Origin of the sequence: Litorimonas sp. WD9-15, assembly GCF_050271975.1 — a bacterium.
Taxonomy (GTDB): Bacteria; Pseudomonadota; Alphaproteobacteria; order Caulobacterales; family Maricaulaceae; genus Litorimonas.
The window spans coordinates 307891-327762 of the sequence record NZ_CP189850.1; the positions used below are offsets into that span (position 1 = coordinate 307891).

The 19872-nt window shown below is 51.9% G+C and carries 19 protein-coding genes; 9 read left to right on the forward strand and 10 right to left on the reverse strand.

Going from position 1 to position 19872, the window contains the following annotated elements:
* The first annotated feature begins 73 nt into the window (after nucleotides 1–73).
* Entirely contained in the window at nucleotides 74–535 is a 462-nt protein-coding gene (locus tag ACP9M6_RS01485; protein ID WP_427452812.1) for a transcriptional repressor, read from the forward strand.
* The gene (locus ACP9M6_RS01490) at nucleotides 536–1474 is read left to right on the forward strand and encodes a thioesterase family protein (protein WP_427452813.1); all 939 of its coding nucleotides are present in this window, start codon (nucleotides 536–538) and stop codon (nucleotides 1472–1474) included. It abuts the gene before it with no gap.
* A 37-nt stretch (nucleotides 1475–1511) separates the two neighbouring features.
* Here the strand turns inward: ACP9M6_RS01490 and ACP9M6_RS01495 are convergent, their stop codons facing one another.
* The 6 genes from ACP9M6_RS01495 to ACP9M6_RS01520 all read right to left on the reverse strand — a co-directional run bounded on the left by ACP9M6_RS01495 (nucleotide 1512) and on the right by ACP9M6_RS01520 (nucleotide 5458).
* Entirely contained in the window at nucleotides 1512–2399 is an 888-nt protein-coding gene (locus ACP9M6_RS01495) for an alpha/beta hydrolase (RefSeq protein WP_427452815.1), read from the reverse strand.
* On the reverse strand, nucleotides 2396–3088 hold the full coding sequence (locus tag ACP9M6_RS01500; protein ID WP_427452817.1) for a metallophosphoesterase: 693 nt from the start codon (nucleotides 3086–3088) through the stop codon (nucleotides 2396–2398). Before ACP9M6_RS01500 ends, ACP9M6_RS01495 begins: the two co-directional genes overlap by 4 nt.
* An 86-nt stretch (nucleotides 3089–3174) precedes the next feature.
* Complete coding sequence (locus ACP9M6_RS01505; RefSeq protein ID WP_427452819.1) at nucleotides 3175–3717, reverse strand: RNA 2'-phosphotransferase; 543 nt, start codon at nucleotides 3715–3717, stop codon at nucleotides 3175–3177.
* 41 nt (nucleotides 3718–3758) lie between these two features.
* Complete coding sequence (locus ACP9M6_RS01510) at nucleotides 3759–4457, reverse strand: crotonase/enoyl-CoA hydratase family protein (RefSeq protein ID WP_427452821.1); 699 nt, start codon at nucleotides 4455–4457, stop codon at nucleotides 3759–3761.
* A 1-nt stretch (nucleotide 4458) separates the two neighbouring features.
* Nucleotides 4459–5055, reverse strand: a complete 597-nt coding sequence (locus ACP9M6_RS01515) for an FMN-binding negative transcriptional regulator (protein ID WP_427452823.1) — start codon at nucleotides 5053–5055, stop codon at nucleotides 4459–4461.
* A 16-nt stretch (nucleotides 5056–5071) separates the two neighbouring features.
* Nucleotides 5072–5458: a hypothetical protein gene (locus ACP9M6_RS01520; protein WP_427452825.1), complete on the reverse strand. Its 387-nt coding sequence runs from the start codon at nucleotides 5456–5458 to the stop codon at nucleotides 5072–5074.
* A gap of 177 nt (nucleotides 5459–5635) precedes the next feature.
* On the opposite strand from ACP9M6_RS01520, the gene ACP9M6_RS01525 reads away from it, so the two are divergent.
* On the forward strand, nucleotides 5636–6865 hold the full coding sequence (locus tag ACP9M6_RS01525; RefSeq protein ID WP_427452827.1) for a dicarboxylate/amino acid:cation symporter: 1230 nt from the start codon (nucleotides 5636–5638) through the stop codon (nucleotides 6863–6865).
* 8 nt (nucleotides 6866–6873) lie between these two features.
* On the opposite strand, the gene ACP9M6_RS01530 is transcribed toward ACP9M6_RS01525, so the two are convergent.
* Genes ACP9M6_RS01530 through ACP9M6_RS01545 form a run of 4 tightly spaced genes read right to left on the reverse strand, consistent with a single transcriptional unit; the run spans nucleotide 6874 to nucleotide 10800 of the window.
* On the reverse strand, nucleotides 6874–8037 hold the full coding sequence (locus tag ACP9M6_RS01530; RefSeq protein WP_427452828.1) for an acyl-CoA dehydrogenase family protein: 1164 nt from the start codon (nucleotides 8035–8037) through the stop codon (nucleotides 6874–6876).
* 24 nt (nucleotides 8038–8061) lie between these two features.
* On the reverse strand, nucleotides 8062–8457 hold the full coding sequence (locus tag ACP9M6_RS01535) for a hypothetical protein (RefSeq protein ID WP_427452830.1): 396 nt from the start codon (nucleotides 8455–8457) through the stop codon (nucleotides 8062–8064).
* An 18-nt stretch (nucleotides 8458–8475) separates the two neighbouring features.
* Nucleotides 8476–10266 (reverse strand): acyl-CoA dehydrogenase C-terminal domain-containing protein, encoded by a 1791-nt coding sequence (locus tag ACP9M6_RS01540; RefSeq protein ID WP_427452833.1) that lies wholly within the window; start codon nucleotides 10264–10266, stop codon nucleotides 8476–8478.
* 27 nt (nucleotides 10267–10293) lie between these two features.
* A complete protein-coding gene (locus tag ACP9M6_RS01545; protein ID WP_427452836.1) occupies nucleotides 10294–10800 on the reverse strand; it encodes a MerR family transcriptional regulator in 507 nt (168 codons plus the stop codon).
* Nucleotides 10801–10983: 183 nt separating this feature from the next.
* Here ACP9M6_RS01545 and ACP9M6_RS01550 point away from each other — a divergent pair, with 183 nt between their 5' ends.
* The 6 genes from ACP9M6_RS01550 (at nucleotide 10984) to ACP9M6_RS01575 (ending at nucleotide 19869) form a co-directional block, all read left to right on the forward strand.
* Complete coding sequence (locus tag ACP9M6_RS01550) at nucleotides 10984–13524, forward strand: peptidoglycan-binding protein (RefSeq protein ID WP_427452837.1); 2541 nt, start codon at nucleotides 10984–10986, stop codon at nucleotides 13522–13524.
* Nucleotides 13525–13527: 3 nt separating this feature from the next.
* Nucleotides 13528–13995 (forward strand): GNAT family N-acetyltransferase, encoded by a 468-nt coding sequence (locus tag ACP9M6_RS01555; protein WP_427452839.1) that lies wholly within the window; start codon nucleotides 13528–13530, stop codon nucleotides 13993–13995.
* A gap of 26 nt (nucleotides 13996–14021) precedes the next feature.
* Nucleotides 14022–14393 carry a hypothetical protein gene (locus ACP9M6_RS01560; RefSeq protein WP_427452841.1) on the forward strand — a complete coding sequence of 124 codons (372 nt, stop codon included), beginning with the start codon at nucleotides 14022–14024 and terminating at the stop codon, nucleotides 14391–14393.
* Between the two features lie 43 nt (nucleotides 14394–14436).
* Entirely contained in the window at nucleotides 14437–17343 is a 2907-nt protein-coding gene (locus ACP9M6_RS01565) for a S8 family serine peptidase (RefSeq protein WP_427452842.1), read from the forward strand.
* 131 nt (nucleotides 17344–17474) lie between these two features.
* Nucleotides 17475–18431 carry a hypothetical protein gene (locus tag ACP9M6_RS01570; protein ID WP_427452844.1) on the forward strand — a complete coding sequence of 319 codons (957 nt, stop codon included), beginning with the start codon at nucleotides 17475–17477 and terminating at the stop codon, nucleotides 18429–18431.
* A 43-nt stretch (nucleotides 18432–18474) separates the two neighbouring features.
* Nucleotides 18475–19869, forward strand: coding sequence for a hypothetical protein (locus ACP9M6_RS01575; RefSeq protein WP_427452846.1), 1395 nt, complete (start codon nucleotides 18475–18477; stop codon nucleotides 19867–19869).
* Nucleotides 19870–19872 lie beyond the last annotated feature (3 nt).

Consider the following 19872-nt stretch of genomic DNA (forward strand, 5'->3'; position numbering starts at 1 on the left):
CGCCTTCAACCGCCGAATACGGTCACCCGCTTAGACGCTGGCAGTTCCGCGCGACATGCTCTATATGAACCCTATGAGCGACATGAATACAGAAGAGCGGGTTAACCGGGCGAGAGCGATTGTTGAGGGCGCGGGCGAACGGTTTACGCCCCTGCGCGCCCATGTTCTGGAGCTGATTATTGAGGACGGGAAAGCCATTAAAGCTTACGATTTGTTGGACCGGTTGAAGCCGGATGTCGGCAGTCCGAAACCCCCGACCGTCTACCGCGCACTCGAATTTCTATCGCGTCATGGTTTGATACACCGCGTCGAAGCGTTAAACGCCTTTATCGCCTGCGACCATTCTCACACACATACCCATGACGGCGACCATGGTCATGATCACCATCATTTGGCCGAGTTCTTCATCTGCGAAAACTGTTCCGGTGTCGAAGAACGCCATGCCCATGATCACGGCGATTGCCGCCCGGACGGCTTTGCAATCCACCGCTCCGTCGTGGAACATTACGGCACATGCGCGGCTTGCGCGGCCTAAATGCGCCCTGACTTTCTAAAAGACTTCACGCTCACCTGGGCGGGGGAATGCTCGGCTTGGGAATGTGACGAGTTGGGGCATATGAATATGCGCCATTATGTTCATAAGGTGGACGAAGCGCGCAAGAGTCTGATTATCCGCCTGGGCCTGATGACCGCCTATCACCACGGCACGGTCAGTTCCGTTCGTGTGCGGGATTTTCACGTCAAATATCAGGGCGAAGCGAGACCGGGGACGCCGCTGCGGATTGACAGCGCCCTCCTCGAATTGGGCGACGCCACGGCGAAACTCTGCCACGTTATGACCCATCGGGACGGGAAGATTGCCGCGACAATGGTGGAAACGGTCGAGCATATCTATCTGCCCGATGACCGGATTTTCCCTTGGCCAAAACGCGTGAGAGACGCGGCGAAACAGTTCACGGCAGACCTCCCCGCGCCCGCCAAAGCCCGCAATGTTGACGCCGCCCATGTGCATATTGGCCCGTCTGTGACTGATTTGGAAAAAGCGGGTGTCAGTATTATCGGCGCGGGTGTTTTCGGCAAATCCGAATTGGACGTCACGGAGCGTGTGACGATGGGATCACTTTTTGGGCGAACAACGAGCACAATTGCATGGTTCAAAGAGGGTTGGCCGGAATTTGAAGATCCCGACTATCACGCGGGCGGGAAGAGTGCGGCGCTCCTAGAAATGCGGGCGGTCATGCACCGCTACCCCGCGCGCGGCCATGCCTATGTCTATGCACCGGCTTTGGTCAATGCGAATGCATATACACGCGAGTTCGTGCATAATATCCTCGACCCCGTGACAGGCGAGAGTTGGGTGTCCATGCAAGCGAGCGGGTGTAAATTTGACCTCACCGCACGAAAGTTAATGAAGGCGACGGATGAAGACTTGGCGATGTTGGAACGTGGGATGGTGAAGGGGTTGATGGCTTAATTTAATATGATGTCATACCTTCGCGAGGGTATGACATTTATTTGCGCCCAAGGTTTTCGAGCAAAATTCGCGTAGCCATGTCCGGGTCTTGCAACGGAAAGAGATGCCCCAGCGTCGCATGAAAAACCACCTCCCCCTCCGGCTGCGCGGTCTGCACCGCTGCCCGTGTACCTTTCGTCGACACGGGAGGTCGCCCACCCGCATAGATAATTTTCGAATTTTTCGGCAGGCTCCGCGCGGCCTTAAACAGATTGTGCCACTGCGCGACAAAAATCGTCTGCTCCCAGTCCGGGCGACAGGCGAGTTCCCAGTGTCCGTCTGCACGCTCGATCAGCCCGCCCGCAATATAATCTTTTAAGACTTCGTCTGGGGCACCTCGAAACGCGCCCCGCCCCTGATAGCGTTCAAAGGCAGATTCTGGATTATCAAAGACGGATTTTCGCCGTCCCGCATTCCGCGCAATTGGCACGCGTCGCTTCATATAGGCCCGCCCACCCGGCAGGGCCGAGGTCAGGCGGAACATCAACGGTACAGAGACAGGATCAAACCCGACATAGCCCGCCAGCCGGCCTTTTAGGTGCGGCGCTGCCAGAATACCCGACACGGCCCCAAAACTATGCCCCGCCAGCGTGATAAGGCCGTCCGTCATATCGCCCGCATAGTGATCAAAAAATTCAACACAATCATCCCGGAAAACATGCCAGTTTTTCATCCGCAAATTCTGCGGCATATCCCGACTTTGCCCGTGACCGCGCATATCAAAAGCAACGGCGTGAACATCTAGCTCCGACAATATCCGACGATAGCTCTGCGCATTAAATCCGTTCGCGTGGAGGAAGACCAGTTCCAACGGTTTCGACATATCGCCGAAATGGAGGACCGAGAGTTGCCCGTCCCGCAGATCATATTGCTTTCGTGTCATCATTTTGAGAATACCGCGTTGAGCGCTTTGAAGTCGCGATATTCGGCATAAATATCGCTGATCTTGCGCAGGGTCAGCGGACCGCCCTGCCCTGCCCCCGTGTCCATGAAATACCGATTGCCAACCCATTTTGGCTTTTTCAACGGGGTGTGGCCGTGAATGGTTATATCGACTCCTTTGACGGGTTTAACTTTGCTCCGATGGAGAACACGCCGCCCCCACATCATCGGTTCTGCGCTACCCGGATTATCCCGCATTTCTTTCCAATTCCGACCATCCGGTTCGGCATGGCAAAGGCCGACTTTGAACTCACCCTGATTGATTGTCATCGTAATCGGCGTCTCAGCCAGTCGTTTCGCCCAGGTCTTTAAGTCAGACTTAGCCATGCCTTGCGTCCAGCGCCCGTAATTGCGCCGCCAGCTTGGCCAACGTTTGCCGAGCAGCGCATCAACCATCATCTGCTCGTGATTGCCGCGCACCATATGGAACCAGGGTGCGTCGAGCAGACCCAGACAGGACAGGCTGTCCGGCCCACGATCAATAATATCCCCGACGGAAAACAAGCGATCCTGTGTGTCATTAAATCCGGCACGTTTCATCTCCGCCAAGAGCAATTCAAAATGGCCATGAACATCGCCCACGATGAAGTCGCGGCCTTTCTTATTGCGAGGAATGGAGACGTGCATGCTCATGCTATGTACTGCTATACCCTTTGCCAGTCGTGGAACAAGGTGGGATCATTGATGTGCCTACATCCCTAATATGAACGCAGCGCACTCTAGTGTTCTGATTGAGATAAATATTGCGGCGGGACGTGATTCGTCAGCCAGACACCATTGTTAGAAATATAAAAGTCATGACCCTCACGTACCATTGCCCTTGTATCAACGAATAGGATGACGACCTTGCCATGCCGGGTTCCGACTTTGGTCGCAGTTTCCAAATCGGCGGAGAGATGAACATGCTGACGGTTCATTTTCTTGAGGCCTTGTTCCAAAATCGCATCAAGAAAACGCGTAGCTGTTCCATGATATAAGATATCAGGTGGCGCTGTGGGTTTCAGACCCAAATCGATTGAAATCGAATGGCCTTGATTGGCGCGGATGCGGGAGCACTCTTCGGAAATAATGAACCGTTGTTTATCGTTATTTTCAACGATTTCGGAAATTAAGTCACGGGTCAGTCTTTTGGGAGACTTGGATATTAGCTCATCTATATCGGCCCAGCCTTGCGGATCGAGCGTCAGGCCTATGGCGTCAGGTTTATGTCTGAGAATGTAAGAAAGGTGCTTTGAAATAGCTTTCATTTTATTTTGGTCCATGGGCGGCCCTATAAATCAAAGCCCGCCCAAAACACAATAAACTAAAGCGCATGCACCTTGGCCGGGTCGAGATCATCCTCAATGGCTTGGTCGAGAATTGCGAAGATTGCTTTCCGGCTGCGCAGTTTTGTTTCGCGGAAGGCTTTCGCGTTTAATTGGCCAAACATTTGGCCCGCCATGGGGATGGCCATGGGCCATTGTTCTTCGGGGACGACGCGGTCAAAGAAACCGGCATGCATTGCGCCTTTAGGATCAAAGATTTCGCCGTTAATAACGCAGCGATTGAAGTATTGTTTCGGCAGATGATAGCGACCCATTTCAATCCCGAAATTATGCATGGTCATGCCGATGAGGGTCTCGTTCAAGCCGACTTTATAGCTACCCGCTTTGATCATGGAATAATCGCAGGCCAGTGCGAGGAACGCACCCATAGCGATCGTGTGGCCGGGGGCTGCCATAATAACCGGACGTGGATGAGACATGATCCGGCGCGCGAATTTAGACCCTTTTGAGGTCAGTTCCAACGCGTCCTGCGGACCGTCACCCATTTCTTTCAGGTCAAACCCGCCGGACATCATGCCGTCCCGACCCGTGATGATCACAATCGCATCGTCTTTTTCGGCACTGTCCAAAGCGCCGTTCAACTCTGCCCACATCTGGCTACCGAGAGCATTGGCTTTACCGTCATCCAGTGCGATCACGGCCACGCCGTCATTCATCGTGTAAGTTACTTTTTCCATGTTATGTCTTTCTAATTCGGTCGATCTCGTCGGCGAGGTCGTCATTTCCCTTGGCGCGCAGATCCGCAATGATGCGGGCCTGCGTGGCGGCATTTTTATTTTGGCTCAACTTACGGATACCGCGCACCCTGTCCATACGCATTTCGAAATAGAGGATATGCGGGAAAAGGCGTCCAGCGTAAGCGGCCGCATCCTCCATTGCCCATTTATCCTCAGGCTCATATTTTTCCGTCAACTCTGCCATGCGTTCGACACTCTGTTCCGCCGTCAGGAGTTGCGTCGTGCCATGCACGTGAACTGCGGTGTAATCCCATGTCGGAACGGAAGCCTCGGGTTTATCATAGAGCGAGGCCGAAATGTAATCATGCGGGCCGTGAAATGCCGCGAGAAAGATCATGCTCGTACCGAGGAATTCGCACATCGGGTTACTCGCTGCGAGATGTCCGTAAAGATACTCCCCCTCCCGCACCATAGGCAGATGGGTTGCCAGCGGACCGTCCACATTGGACGAGGTCAGGAGCGGAAATCCATAAGTATCGATGATCCGGTTTGTGTAGGTCGAATCATCATCGGAATAGTGTGGCGGTGGATAAATCATTTAAAATCGAGTTCAATCAATTGCAGGTCAGGAACATAAAGCGTTGAGCATTCCAACCGGTCATTTCGATCATTCCGTCCTCAACCTCTGAAACCGTAACTGTTCGATCCGCTTCGGCAGCACCTTCCGCCTTACAATTCGACAGCCTGTATTTCACGACGGAAGAATTGACAGCATCTAGATCTGAAATGTCACATACGGTTTCAGTCAAACGAATGGACGTGTCGCTAATCGTGAGCGTGCCTACGAGCGCATTACAATCCCCGCCCAGTGTATATGAACCTGACTGATCCATCGGTGTTTCGTCAATTGTAACTTTTGAGAGACCATCTCTTTCGGACGGGTTGCACGCCGAAATAACTGCCACAAGAAGAATGACTGATGATGCATGAATAAGCTTCATAATGAAAATTCTCGTTTATGTTCCGTCAAAGCATTGATTGAGGCAAATACTCCAGGCGACAATTATTTTTGTAACCTTGTTTGCATCCACCTTAGAGGATTGTCGGGGCAGCAGGAACTGTTTTCGTTGCGGGAAAACTGTGCAAAGACACCCCAAATCCGTGAGTTGGAACAAGCTATGTTGAATAAATTAATCGCCTTGGGATTGGTCCTCGGCCTGATTGTGGGACTGGCGGCGACTGCGACGAATAATGCAGCCCTCCTCGGGATTGCAAATGCGTCCGCGCCTTTCGGGACGCTGTTCGTCAATGCGATCAAAATGGTGGTTATCCCGCTTGTCGTCAGCATTATTTTCGCCAGTGTTGCGCGGATGGGGGATTTGCGCGCCTTGGGAAAATTAGGCGGGACAGCAGGTGCCTATATGGTCGCGACACTCGTCCCCGCCGTTGCGATTGGGATGGGCGTCAGTGCGTTGAGCCTGCGCTTTGTGCCGGAGGTCGATCTCCCAGCTTCTGATGCGGTAACTGTCCCCGCCCTGCAGTCTCTCTCCGCATTTTTCACACAACTCATACCATCAAATGTTTTTGCGGCAGCAAGCGCAGGACGGATATTACCGCTGGTCGTATTCGCGGCATTATTGGCAACGGCTGTTGCAACATTGGATACAAATCGGCGTGAACGCATGGTGCAGGCGGCGGAAGATATCGGGGCGGCGCTGATAAAACTTGTTTGGTGGATTTTGTGGTTGGCACCCATTGGCGTCTTTGGATTAATTGCGCCCGCGACGGCGGCGATGGGCTGGGGCTTGGTGCAGAGCCTCGGCGTCTTCATTCTAGCCGTCGGAGTCGGGCTGATTATTTTCGTCGCGGTGATTTATTTGCCAACACTTATGTTTTTCAAACGTCCCGCATTCGCCTCTCTGCGCGGGCTCGGCGGCGCAATTGGGATAGCTATCTCCACGACAAGTACGGCGACGGCCATCCCCGTGACATTGGAAGAAACCACGCGGAATTGGGGTGTGTCAAAAGTGACGGCGGAGTTGCTGGTCCCCGTTGGCGCGTCGCTCTACCGCCCGGGCAGTGCGTTGTTCCAAGGGGCTGCGATTATCTTTCTCGCCCATCTTTACGGTGTGCCGATTGGATTGGGCGCGGCGGTCGCAGTATTATTTGCGACATTGCTCGTCAGCCTCACCGTTGCGCCCGTCCCGTCCTCCGGCGTGATTACGATGGCACCAGCCCTTGACGCGATCGGCGTGCCTGTTGCGGGCTTGGCTCTTCTGCTCGGTGTGGACCGCCTGCCGGACATGATGCGCAGCGGGGTAAATGTGCTGGGACAGGCGACAACGGCGGTTGTGGCGGATTCAAAAAAGGCCCCTGCCGATCCGGCAGAGGCCTCAGTCATCCAATAGAAAATTAGTTAGAGCGAACGCGCGATGACCAGTTTCATGATCTCGTTCGTGCCACCATAAATCCGCTGGACACGGCTGTCGCGATACATGCGGCCAATACGGTATTCGTTCATAAAGCCGTACCCGCCATGGAGTTGCAAACAGCGGTCAATGACTTCGCATTCCTTATCCGTGACCCAATATTTCGCCATGGACGCCGTGACCGTATCCAATTCGCCGCGTAGATGTTTCTCTGCGCAATCATAGACGAACGTCTTGGCGATTGTGACAATGGTCTTGCACTCGGCAAGTTCAAATTGCGTGTTCTGGAAATTTAAAATCGGCTGTCCGAAAGCCTTACGGTCTTTGACGTAAGCAATCGTATCGGCCAGCGCAGCTTCCATTTGTGCGACGCCTTGAACAGCAATGTTCAAACGTTCCTGCGGCAGTTCCTTCATCAATTGAATAAAGCCCTGCCCCGTATCCGTGCCGAGCAAGGCGTCAGCCGGAACTTTCATATCGTCAAAGAATAGTTCGGCCGTGTCCTGCGCGTCCATCCCGACCTTGTCGAGAATACGTCCGCGACGGAAACCTTCGAGATCATCTGTTTCAACAACGAAAAGCGATTTGGAGTGTTTTCCCTCACCGCCCGTATCGGCCACGATAACGATCAGGTTCGCCGTACCGCCATTGGTGATGAATGTTTTGGAGCCATTAATGACCCAGCCATTGCCATCTTTCTTGGCATTGGTTTTGACGTTCTGGAGGTCAGATCCTGTGCCCGGCTCGCTCATGGCAATCGCACCGACGAGCTCGCCTGTGGCCATTTTCGGAAGCCATTTTTGCTTCTGCTCTTCCGTGCCGTAATGCAGGATATAGGGCGCGACAATCGCGTTATGAAGCGACAGGCCGAACCCATCGACATTGGCTTTGATCAACTCTTCCTGGATAATCATCTCGTGACGGTAGTCGCCGCCACCTCCGCCATATTCTTCGGGAATGGCGCAATTCAGCAAGCCCATCTCGCCCGCCATATTCCAATATTTGCGGTCAACTTTTTTGTTCTTGCGGAATTCCTCCGAATGCGGCGCCATTTCACGTGCATAGAACCCGTGAACGGCCTCGCGGAAGATGTTGATATCTTCTTCATCATACCAGTCCGGATTTTTAAAATCGATTGCGGCTTTAGCCATGTTGTCTCTCCCGTGAGTTTATTTTTATTTCTGGATTAAGTATTCGATTGGTGGATTGAAATACCCATCAGGTGGTAAAGATTTATTTGGATAAACATCAACATGCTCGTTCTTCCAAGACGACCAAACAAAAGTAATTACTGAAATGTCAGTAACTTGATATTTCTTCGTAAGTTCATCATCGATCTTGCAAGCAGGTTCATATTCAACGGTATAATCATATGCAAAATCTCCATTAAACCCCTGAATAAATCCTGCGTATATTGAAAAAGTGTTCCCAGCCAAAGTGAGTTCTACTTCTTGTTTTCCTAGTTGCGACTTAGCCGCTATCATCTCTTCATAAGTGATCAAACAAGCCGACTCTTTGTTGCCAACTAGGTTAACAGTGGAGCAGCCCAAAAGCAGGACTGACCCAGTCATTACTAACGCCAGTCGCAATTAAAAAGCAGCCGCTTCCAGCGCCATGACAGGCTCCGCGCCCGTCTTGATTTTTGCCAGATGGCTATCCAGCATCGGCAACATACGGAGCATGAAATAGCGACCTGTGATGATCTTGTTCGGGTAGAACTGATCATTGCTGCCTTCATCAATTTTCGCCTGTGCCACGACCGCCATTTTCGCCCACATATAGGCGAGGGTCGCGAGGCCGAGCATGTGCATGTAATCGACAGAGCCTGCACCCGCATTGTTCGGGTCGGACATGCCGTTTTGCATCAACCACATGGTCGCTTCGGTCAGCTTCTTCTGCGCACCGCCGAGGCCGTCCATAAATTCACTGATGCTCTCATTGTCTTTATTTTCCGCGAGGAAAGCCGCGATTTCCTGATTGAGTGTCATCAGCGCACGTCCGCCATTACGGGCGAGTTTCCGGCCGACGAGGTCGAGCGCCTGAATACCGTTCGCACCTTCATAAATGAGCGCAATACGGTTATCGCGAACGAACTGACTCATGCCCCATTCCTCAACGAATCCGTGACCGCCAAAAATTTGCTGGCAATCAATCGTCGTCTTCATGGACATATCGGTCAGGTAACCTTTGACGACGGGTGTCAGAAGACCGAGATAATCATCACATTTTTCCGCGAGCTTTTCATCACCGGAATGCTTTTCCATATCTTCATGTTTGGACGCCCAATAAAGGAGCGCACGGCCCGCCTCATTGAAGGCTTTTGTTTCCATCAACATACGGCGCACATCGGGATGGACGATGATCGGATCAGCTTGCTTATCCGCATTTTGCGGACCCGTCAGGGCGCGGCCTTGAATACGGTCTTTGGCATAAATCGCGGCGTTCTGATAGGCGACTTCGGATTGGCCGAGACCCTGGAGGCCGACGCCGATCCGGGCTTCGTTCATCATGACGAACATAACGCGCAGGCCTTTGTTTTCATCTCCGATGAGATAGCCTTCGGCTTCGTCATAGTTCATGACGCAGGTCGAGTTGCCGTGAATGCCCATCTTTTCTTCAATGGAGCCACAGGAGACGGGATTACGCTCGCCCGGATTTCCATTTTCGTCGAGTTTGAATTTCGGCACAATGAAGAGGGAGATACCCTTCGTTCCGGCTGGCGCACCTTCGATCCGTGCGAGGACGAGATGGACGATATTGTCCGCCATATCATGTTCACCGGCGGAGATGAAAATCTTCTGGCCGGAAATTTTGTAAGTGCCGTCGCCATTTGGAACGGCTTTGGTTTTCAGCATTCCCAAATCCGTACCACAATGCGGCTCGGTCAGATTCATGGTGCCGGTCCATTCGCCGGACATCATCTTTGGCAGGTAAGTTTGCTTCTGCTCCGGCGTGCCGCCGACTTGAATGGCTTTGATCGCACCGCCCGTCAGGCCGGGATACATGGCGAATGCCATGTTGGAGGAGGTCCACATCTCACTGGCTGCGATCTGCAACATGCCGGGCATGCCCTGCCCGCCATATTCCGGATCCATGGAGAGGGATGTCCAGCCATTTTCTGTCATTTGCTTATAGGCGTCTTTGAAGCCCGTCGGCGTTGTGACCGAGCCATCCGCATGACGCGTACAGCCCTCATGATCACCCACAACGTTGAGTGGCGTCAGGACTTCTTCGGCGAATTTGGAGGCTTGCTCCAGGACCGCATCGGCGAGGTCGGCATCGACTTCGCTGAAGGCGTCATATTTGGTCAGGTCTTCGAAACCGAGGACTTCATGAAGCAGAAACTGCATATCGCGAACGGGGGCTTTATAGCTTGGCATGGAGGGTCTCCGTAGTGGGTCGTCTAATTAATTTGAAACTTGTTCATCCGGAATACCGGACATGTAATCGATAGGGTTAGCGGTCATGGTCTCATCAAACGCCGCCTGATACCGCGCGGCGAGCTCTTTAACATCAACATCGCCATCATCCGTTTGGGACAGGTAGTCATTGGCGATGGAGATGACTTCATCCATATCTTGCGAGAGAATCCGCAGATCCTGCCGACGCTTGGCCAATCCCGCAACAACATGTTCAAAATTGGCTTTTCGTCGTAAAAGTTCTGCACGGTCTGTAATCAGACCGTCTGTCACGTCGAGAACGCTGCGGATATCGTCTAGGGAAAAGCCGAGGCGCTTTCCGCGCATGATTTTTTCAAACTTGGCACGGTCACGAGGCGTAAAGACGCGGACGCCGCCCTCCCGTGCAGGTTCAAGCAGGCCTTTATCTTCATAAAAACGGATTGTCCGCGGCGTGACATCAAACATGTCAGCGAAGTCGCGGATCCCCCATTTATGTACGGCTTGTGTTGTCATTCCGACTAGATAGCTAACGTTGACGTTAACGTCAACGTAAAAAGCTGCGACGGCTCACCGCACCGGACTGCGGAAAAGGTTAACGGCTTAACGCGACATTAACCATGCTCAGCGTTTTATGGCATTGAACTGCGTCCGAATTGCGCCTGCGATTCGTGCGTCCTTGCAGGGGAAACGCGACTTATGTCGAGCCAGACCGCCAAATCAACGACAAAACGGGCCAAAAAACCCGTCAAACGCCCAACTGTTGCCGGATTGGCCGCGGAGCTAAAAACGCTTGAATCCCGCCTGAAACGCACAAATACGGCCCATCAGAAAGCCTTTAAGGATCTCCAAGAGGTCGTCACAAACCTCGCCTCCTCCGCAGGTAAGACATCTCCCGTCCAGAAAGCCGCGTTGACCCGTGGGTTGAATACGTTGGAGAAGAAACTGAAATCTGACTTCGCGGCCACCACCGATGCCGTCCGGTCGGATATCCGCAATGATCTCGCACAGGTCACGCAATCCGGCGCGGGCGTCTACGCCCTGAATGAGGCACTGATGACCGCGAATGCCCGACTGGATGCCCATGAAAGCGAGCAGAGGGATGCGATTGCGAAACTCAACCGTCACATTGCCGATATGGCCGTCGCAGTGGATGCCCGCCTGTCCAACGAGACGAAAGCCCGACAGACGAGCATGGCCGAGATCACGGAGAAACTCGCCAAAACGGAAAGCCTGATCGGCAAACGCATTGACCGCGTTGAGGACGACACAGCGGAGGCCCTGAACCGGATTGGCGACAAGGTCGCGGAATTTGCCGCGGTCCTGGATGAGCGCGCGCACAAGTCGGACGCAGAAACAGCAGAGCGTCTCGCGGACCTCGCACAGGAAACACAGGCCGAGTTCAACTCCACGCAAACCGATGTCGCGACACGGTTGGAGGCGCTGGAAACAATTGCCGCCGAATGGTCCCCTACCCCACAAGCTCAACCCTATCCCACAGCCGCAAATAACGATGACCCGCGCATTGATTATATGAGCGAGACACTCGGTCAGTTGCAGGAAGAAATCTCCCGCCTGCATGCCCGCCTTGCCGCTGTGCAATCGGGTCGTGAGGTGGAGAGCAATGTCGTCCCAATGGCGCAACCACCGGCGCAGGCTATGGCGGCACCGCAACGCTCGGCCAGCCTGCCGACCTTGCGCGACGATAATCCCTACGCGACGACCTATCCGTCCGAGGAAAAGGCCGCGCCGAGTAAACGCGAGAGTCACGTTCCGGTGGAGTTCGACCCGCAAGCTTTTGTTGCGCCGCAAAACCCTGACCTCATGCCACCACCGGCATCGCCAACCCAGATAGGTAATTTTGAAGTGTCGGGCCTGCCGCCCGCGCCGCAAATGCCGCCGCAGCTTCCCCCCATGGCGAGCGCAGGGGGATATAATGCCCCAACGCCGCCACCTATGATGAATGCGTTGGCCCCAATAAATGCGCCAACACGTGCACCGGAACCGGTCATGGCCTATGACAATCCGGCCTATGCTGATGAGATGCGGGCCGAACGCGTCGGTGGAGAGACTTCGCGTAAGCCGTCCCTCCCCTCGCTGGGTAAGCTTCCCGTCTCCGGTCGAAACCTCCGCCTCGGTGCCCTTGTCGCAGGTGTGGCCGTTATCGGCGTGATTGCAGCAAGATCTATTCTTGGCGGCGATCCCATTCCGGATCAGCGTGCAGACCTGAATACCGTACCAAATGCTAATATTGCGACGGAGTCCGGTTTTGCTACAGACGAAATTCTGTTGGCCCCGACCGCTGGGGAAGAAAGTTTCGCAAACGTCGCGGATCAGCCCATTGAGTCAACGCCCCCGCTCGGCAATTACGCGGAAACGACAGTGCCGACAATCTCTAACGAAGGTCAAACCACGCTGGACGCTGCTGTCAAAGCTGGCAACCCCATTGCACAATTTCAGATGGGGTTGAATAAGTTACAAGCGGGAGACCCGGAAGAGGCCGCCCGCCTCATCCGGCTATCTGCCAACCGCAATCAACCGGCGGCACAATACCGCCTCGCAAAGCTTTACGAATCCGGCACTGGCGTGGCGCAGGACGACGTTACCGCGCGGGAGCTTGTTGAACGCGCGGCCATAGGCGGCAACCGGATCGCTATGCACGATCTTGGTAATTATTATTTCTATGGTCAGGGAGATTTGACCCGTGATCCGGCGGCCGCCTTGGACTGGTTCAGAAAAGCGGCTGAACGGGGCGTTGTAGACAGTCAATTTAATGTCGGTTTCCTGCGCGAAGGTGGACAGGGCGTCTCGGAAGATCTTTCCGTTGCTTATTTCTGGTATAATATCGCCGCCCGTCAGGGAGATCAGGGCGCGCCCGGACGTGTCGCCGCAATCGGTCCGAAACTGGATGAGGCCACCCGCAAAAAGATTGAAGCTGATGCCGCGCGTTTCACCCCGAAACCCGTCGACGAAGCCGCCAACGGATTATTCCGGGATGTGCCTTGGGCGACACAAACCGCAAAAACCCCGAACCCGGCGCGCGCAGCCCGTATTCAGCGTATAAAAACGGCGCAGACGCTTCTCACTGATTTGGGTTTTGATATTGGCGGCGCGGACGGGGCAGCAGGCCCAAAAACGAAATCCGCCATTCGCGAATTTGAAAAGGTCAATGGGCTGCCTGAAACGGGCGCTGTCACAGATGAGCTCATCCAAAGATTGGAAGTCGCCACAGGCGTTTAGCGCATGACGCGACTGGAGATTAAACGTGTCGACACGGTAGATGACATTGCCGCAGTCCGTGAGATTTTCACAGAATACCTTAGGTTTGTTGAAGATTATCTCGGGCAAACGCTTGCCTTTCAGGGCACGGATAAAGAATTTGCAGATTTCCCGCAAACCTATGACGCGCTCTTCCTCGCAAAACTAAACGGCGCGCCCATGGCGGCTTGCGGCGTAAAACCGTTTAAAGATGAAATTTGCGAATTAAAAAGACTCTATTGTCGACCCGACGGTCGCGGGCACCATTTGGGCCTCAAACTCTGCAAGACTGCGATTAAAACTGCGACGGAGATGGGCTACAAAAAAATCTATCTCGATACGGATCACGGCCTCACCCACGCCAATTCGATTTATGAAAAGCTTGGCTTTCGAGATATTGAGAAATATTACGACAATCCGATGGAGAGTCGGTTTATGGCGCTCAATCTTTGACGGACCGCCTGACTGAGGGACATTTTATGAAATTCCTATATATCATTTTCGTGTGTCTTCTCATCGCAGGCTGCACCCAAGAGTTAACATCTGACCCTCGTCCAGACTCCGCCAATGTTCAAAAACCGGATATTGTCTCCCCTTCAAGCGAGATCATACGCGGTACGCTCACAGACGAAGGCGTTTTGTGTCAGGCTCTGCGCGGAGAAAACAATACGCTCTATATATTGGAAAATGTGCCGGAGGGTTTGATTGCGGGAGACCGCGTTCAAATTGAACGTCGTCAAAATGAGACACCCTTACCCAGCCATTGTGATCAGGGCGAAGTCCTTCACTGGACCAGCATCACCGTATTTAGGGCTGGACAGGCTGAGAAAACTTGGAAACAAGCGAGATAGAGAACATCAGCCCAGAGATATGCGGGCATAAAGGGGCAGGATTATGCGAAAACTAACAGATAGTTTTTTCGAATATTCTCTATTCGATATTTTGGATTCAGATTTGATCCCACAATCCACGTTCGACATGACGGATTTTCGTGAGAGTTTCACGGCCACGCCTGCAGCCATAATTTACCCCGTGAACAGCTTCGCAAGTTCAATTTTCAACGGATTTGAAAGAGGCGCTTTCGGAAATGACAGCGCCAATATGCCGTGGCTGAATAAAATTCAAAACCTTGATCCGGAGGCCGCATTTGTGGCAGCGGAATACGTCCCCAGCGATCCTCAATTTAATTCACAGCTGAATCTTATCAATGGGACTGCCGGGCAACTTGATATCAATGTCGAGCTGGCCTGGGACGACTATTCCGGCGCAGGTGTGCAGATCAATATATTCGATAACGGCTTTGATTATGTTCACGCCGACCTTGCACCGAATTATTTGTCAGACATTGACTACGACTATACCAATAACGACTTCGACCCGATTGCGACTGGCGGCAATAATCACGGTACGGCCGTCATAGGCATTGTCGGCGCGGCCGCGGATAATGGCGAAGGCGGGGTTGGCATTGCGTTTAATTCCACGCTTGTCGGGTATCAAGGTTTCGGTATCGGGGCCGCGAATTCTGCCGATCAAATCTTGGATGCCGCCGGTCTCGGTGATGGAATCGGAAATACGAACGGGAATGGGTCGGGTAGTGAAATCATTAGTGTCAGCGCAGGCTATAGCAGTAATGTATTTCTAAACTTCACATCACTGGATGACGGAATTGCCGCATTAGAAACAATTTCCGCCCAAGGCCGTGACGGTTTGGGCACGATCTATGTGAAATCCAGCGGCAATAGTAGGGGCGGTAAGGGAAGCACTGCCCGTGAGGAAGGGACGGCGGAACGGTTTGACAGTACGGAATTCTCCATCAGCGTTGCCGCCCTTCGATTGGATGGCTGGGTCACGGATTATTCCACGCCCGGCGCCAATGTTCTCATCTCGGCATTTGCCGATAATCTCTCCAATTTTGGAACAATTTTCACAACGGATCGTACGGGTACTGACGGTTATTCTTCCACGGATTACACGAGCGGTTTTAGTGGCACCTCTGCGGCTGCGCCCCAAATCGCGGGCGTTGTCGCCCTGATGCTGGAAGCCAATCCTGACCTGGGCTGGCGCGATGTTCAGAAAATCCTCGCTGCCAGCGCCGTCCATGTCGGATCGGATATTGGTGCTGCCGCCAATACTGGCAGTGCTAGCAATGGCGGGTTTGAACAGGCCACGCAGACGGACGGATCAACTTGGTTTTGGAATGCTGCCGGGAATTGGAATGGCGGCGGTCAGCACTTCTCCAATGATTATGGTTACGGGGCTGTCGATGCGACGGCGGCGGTGCGCTTGGCCGAGAGCTGGCAGGCCCAATCGACAAGCGCCAATCAGGTCAGCACATTTGAAGATGATTTCGATACAACAACGATCATTACGGATGGTGATGTTGACGGTGTCGATTTTATTATCAGCGAAAGTGATGATATTTTGGTCGAACACGTCTCTTTGGAACTGACCTTCTCGACGACCTATCTCGCAGATGTCGAAATCTTCCTGACCTCGCCGGGAGGCACGCGCGTACAATTAATTTCTGGCACGGGCGATAGTGGCGATTTCGATGGAACTTGGCGCTTTGGGACAACCGCTTTCATGGGCGAAACCAGTGCAGGCGACTGGGAGTTGACGATTATCGACTCTGCTGGCGGAGACACTTTGACCGTCACCGAAGCCCATCTCCGCACATCGGGCAGCACCTTGTCCACGGATGATACATATTTATTTACAAATGAATTTTCCGATTATGCCGGCCTCGCCGGACATGCCGTCGCTTTTCTGGACTCAAATGGCGGAACGGACTGGATTAATGCGGCTGCGGTCTCCTCAGATAGTACAGTCAACCTTCAAGCCGGAACGGGAACGATTGACGGCATTACCATTACACTCGCAGATATTGAAAATATTTACGCCGGAGACGGGAATGACATTCTAACGGGCACCAGCGGCTCCAATACACTTTATGGCGGACGCGGCGATGATACGATCATCGGGGGTTCGGGCAATGACGCATTATATGGCGGCACCGGAGATGACGCGATTAGCTTTGGCACCGGAACCGTCACGATCGACGGCGGAACGGGACAGGACACACTGATCGCAGATGCCGGCATAGGCCGCCTAAGAGCGGATCTTGAGGCCGGAACAGCCACAGTTTTCGATGCAGCAGGCAAATTTGCCGGAACCGCAAGTTTCGAAAATATAGAAATTTTCCAAGCCACAGATGGCAATGATGTTGTCACGGCCAGCACGGATGGCAGTCATATTATCGGGCTAGACGGCAGGGATAAACTTACCGGCGGCATTGGGAATGATATTCTTGAAGGCGGATCCGGACATGATCGCCTGATTGGTCTGGAGGGCAATGATGTCATCATGGGCGGCATAGGGAATGACGTCATCTCAGGCGGATTTGGGAATGATACCATCAGTGGCGGCGCGGGAGATGATCTCATTTACGGCGGTCCGGGTACGGATATTCTAAACGGAAATGGCGGGCTGGACGACATTCGTGGTGCCAGCGGTGCTGATATCATTAATGGCGGTGCAGGAAATGACAGACTTCGCGGAAATGGCGGAAATGATACATTTGTCTTTGAAGTCGGAACAGGCAGAGACCGCATTATTGATTTCGACAAAGCGGGGAATGACAGGATTGATCTCACGGATTTCGGCTTCAATGAATTCGCAGATATTGAGGGCAACATTCGAAAAGCCGGCAACCACGTTCTGATTGATCTCGGAAATGGCGATGAGATTCTTCTTCTGACAACGGATGTCGCAGATGTGGATGCATCAGATTTTATTCTCTAACGTGCAGTATCAAATGGTTTTGTAAATGTGACCTGCGTTACAGACTGTAAGAGCATATCAGCCATATACCGCTTATAAGGGTCATCTTATCTTGAGACAGGCCTTCAATGAGGGGGCATGTCGCAGATATCATGATCAAATTTCAAAAAACACTGACAGGCCTGATTGCCCTGCTAACCCTATCCGGCTGTGATGCGATTGATGTAAATGACGCGGAGATCGATAATTTCGATTCTTCTTTTGACCGCATACCCACGCATATTCTTACACAAATGGAAGCCCGGGCAGAGGCACAACGTCTATCATTTGAGACGTCCCCAAAGGCCGCACAGGGTATGAATTTTATAGGTCACGAGGAACTCACCTGGGACCGCGACGTCGTCACTGTTGCCTTTGAAGGCGGAAACCCGAATATTTACAAACTGATTGAACAAACGGCCCATCAATGGACGCAAAATGGCGGTTCTCTTTCACTGTCCTTCAAGGACGGGACGGGGCGGTATAATCGTTGGAATAAAACAGATCAGACAAAATCGGCAGATATCCGGATTAGTTTCCGATCCGATGCATATGATGGCGGCTATTGGTCTGTTATTGGAAAATTGGCCGACGGTGTTGATGCCGATCTGCCAACAATGAACTATCAGGGCTTCGACACAGTTCTTCAATCCTACATTAACAGCCCCGAAGGCTGGCTGGAGAGTTACGAGCGGGCGACGATATTGCACGAATTTGGTCACGCATTAGGCCTCGCCCATGAGCATTTTCATCCCGATTGCCAGTCCGACATGAAAACAAACCGGCTCGTGCGGTATTTTATGTCCACGGGATGGACCAGACATCAATCACGGTTCAATATTGATGCCGATTATTATTTAAAGACCATGCAGGATGCGGGCGAAGTCGTGTCAGGTCCCTTGGAAAGCGAGAAGATAGATCGCGATTCCGTCATGCTCTACCGCACATATAGTCCCAAACTTTATAAGAGCGGGGTTCAAACCCCCTGCAAACCACGAAATGCCCTGGGATACGCAACATTCCTCTCCGCAGGCGACCGAGCTTATTACAATTCCCAATATGGTGATTAATTCAAAATTTAATACTTCTCAGCGCAAATCAAAAGGGTGCATCATGACAATCAACAAAACATCAATTTTAATCGGAACAGTTTTATGTGCGGTTCTCAGCACTCCGGCCTATGCGGGGGGACAATATGATCAACCAAAGGCCGAAAAACTTATTAGTCAGAAAAGCGTTTCTGCTTTGATAATGTCTCCAAGCATGGAAAACCCTATAAGCGAGAAAAAACAATTAGAATATTTAAATCAAGGCTTGCCGAAGTCGTTATTGGCGCACGACAAATATTTTGAAAAAGAGAATTTGTTTGAAATCGACTTTCCAAAACCTAATTCTCAAGAGAATATCAAATTAGATGTCTTGAGCGTTAAAGAGTTAGCTCAATCGGAGGCTATAAGACGTCTTTGCTTTCCTCAAGACCCTGGCATAAATACCTCGACTAAATCTTTTTCTGTAGCACCAATCTTGGCTTTCTTAGCGCCAAAATTAATAGGTCTGTTTGTCAAAGAAGTAGATAAGGGTTTAGAAAAAGAAATTTCTGAATATTCTGCAGTTCATTCGCAGAAAGTTTCAATAAGACCTTATGCGGCAAGTGGTAATTTTAAACTTGAATCAAATTGTTTCCGCTACAGTCGATTCACTGAAAGCGTATATGCTTTAGACAAAAACGCTAAAATCTCAAAAGCTGAGTCTAAAAGAGAACTCGAATTTGATTTAATTGCGCAATGGCGGCTCATTGGCGGCCAGCAGATTAGAATACGACCGTTAAGACTATATATTGCTTCACCTGCGGTACCAAAAGACTCGGATAAATTAAATATAGCTATCTCCGCAGAAACAAAAGCCGTTTGGAGAAGTGGAAATGAAGGAAAATCCGGAGATGTTTTCAATTCAATTATACTGAAAGATGAATATTTTAAACCTGAAGGCGAAACCGAAATACGGACCAATGGACTCAAATTTTATAATTTAATTGAACATCGAACTAAGGATGAAAAACATAAAAACGAAAATGGAGAATATAATACGCGGTCAGTTCCTGTATATTATAAAGATACAAAAATTCCAATCATGCAGATTATGAAAAAACCGAACAGCAATAAGGCTTGGTCGAAATTTGAACCACTTCCGATTATACCCTACTCGGACGAACCCCTCGGATACCTATCAACTGCAAGTTTGAAAATCAGTGTCGCTGAAGTTGGAGACGGGGCGAGAAAGAAAGTTCTCAAATTAGCTAGGAAAGGTCTCGGAATATTCAAAGACGATATCACTTCGGTTTTAGAGGAAGCCGCTAAAGGGCTCCTAGAAAATGAGGCGCCAGTCATAGATACAATTGAAAAATATTGTGCGACTTTTTCTGCTACAGTTGATGAGGACGGTAACTTGAGCGGGGGCGCAGAATGGACGGAAGGAAACCAGACCTGCGATTCGACCACAGCTCCCTGACCT

Coding starts and splice junctions, on each gene's coding strand:
- ACP9M6_RS01565 (WP_427452842.1), top strand. CDS start 14,437: ATGCGAAAACTAACAGATAGTTTTTTCGAATATTCTCTATTCGATATT.
- ACP9M6_RS01530 (WP_427452828.1), bottom strand. CDS start 8,037: ATGGCTAAAGCCGCAATCGATTTTAAAAATCCGGACTGGTATGATGAA.
- ACP9M6_RS01490 (WP_427452813.1), top strand. CDS start 536: ATGCGCCCTGACTTTCTAAAAGACTTCACGCTCACCTGGGCGGGGGAA.
- ACP9M6_RS01560 (WP_427452841.1), top strand. CDS start 14,022: ATGAAATTCCTATATATCATTTTCGTGTGTCTTCTCATCGCAGGCTGC.
- ACP9M6_RS01570 (WP_427452844.1), top strand. CDS start 17,475: ATGATCAAATTTCAAAAAACACTGACAGGCCTGATTGCCCTGCTAACC.
- ACP9M6_RS01500 (WP_427452817.1), bottom strand. CDS start 3,088: ATGAGCATGCACGTCTCCATTCCTCGCAATAAGAAAGGCCGCGACTTC.
- ACP9M6_RS01505 (WP_427452819.1), bottom strand. CDS start 3,717: ATGGACCAAAATAAAATGAAAGCTATTTCAAAGCACCTTTCTTACATT.
- ACP9M6_RS01525 (WP_427452827.1), top strand. CDS start 5,636: ATGTTGAATAAATTAATCGCCTTGGGATTGGTCCTCGGCCTGATTGTG.
- ACP9M6_RS01545 (WP_427452836.1), bottom strand. CDS start 10,800: ATGACAACACAAGCCGTACATAAATGGGGGATCCGCGACTTCGCTGAC.
- ACP9M6_RS01550 (WP_427452837.1), top strand. CDS start 10,984: ATGTCGAGCCAGACCGCCAAATCAACGACAAAACGGGCCAAAAAACCC.
- ACP9M6_RS01535 (WP_427452830.1), bottom strand. CDS start 8,457: ATGACTGGGTCAGTCCTGCTTTTGGGCTGCTCCACTGTTAACCTAGTT.
- ACP9M6_RS01555 (WP_427452839.1), top strand. CDS start 13,528: ATGACGCGACTGGAGATTAAACGTGTCGACACGGTAGATGACATTGCC.
- ACP9M6_RS01540 (WP_427452833.1), bottom strand. CDS start 10,266: ATGCCAAGCTATAAAGCCCCCGTTCGCGATATGCAGTTTCTGCTTCAT.
- ACP9M6_RS01485 (WP_427452812.1), top strand. CDS start 74: ATGAGCGACATGAATACAGAAGAGCGGGTTAACCGGGCGAGAGCGATT.
- ACP9M6_RS01495 (WP_427452815.1), bottom strand. CDS start 2,399: ATGATGACACGAAAGCAATATGATCTGCGGGACGGGCAACTCTCGGTC.
- ACP9M6_RS01520 (WP_427452825.1), bottom strand. CDS start 5,458: ATGAAGCTTATTCATGCATCATCAGTCATTCTTCTTGTGGCAGTTATT.
- ACP9M6_RS01515 (WP_427452823.1), bottom strand. CDS start 5,055: ATGATTTATCCACCGCCACACTATTCCGATGATGATTCGACCTACACA.
- ACP9M6_RS01510 (WP_427452821.1), bottom strand. CDS start 4,457: ATGGAAAAAGTAACTTACACGATGAATGACGGCGTGGCCGTGATCGCA.
- ACP9M6_RS01575 (WP_427452846.1), top strand. CDS start 18,475: ATGACAATCAACAAAACATCAATTTTAATCGGAACAGTTTTATGTGCG.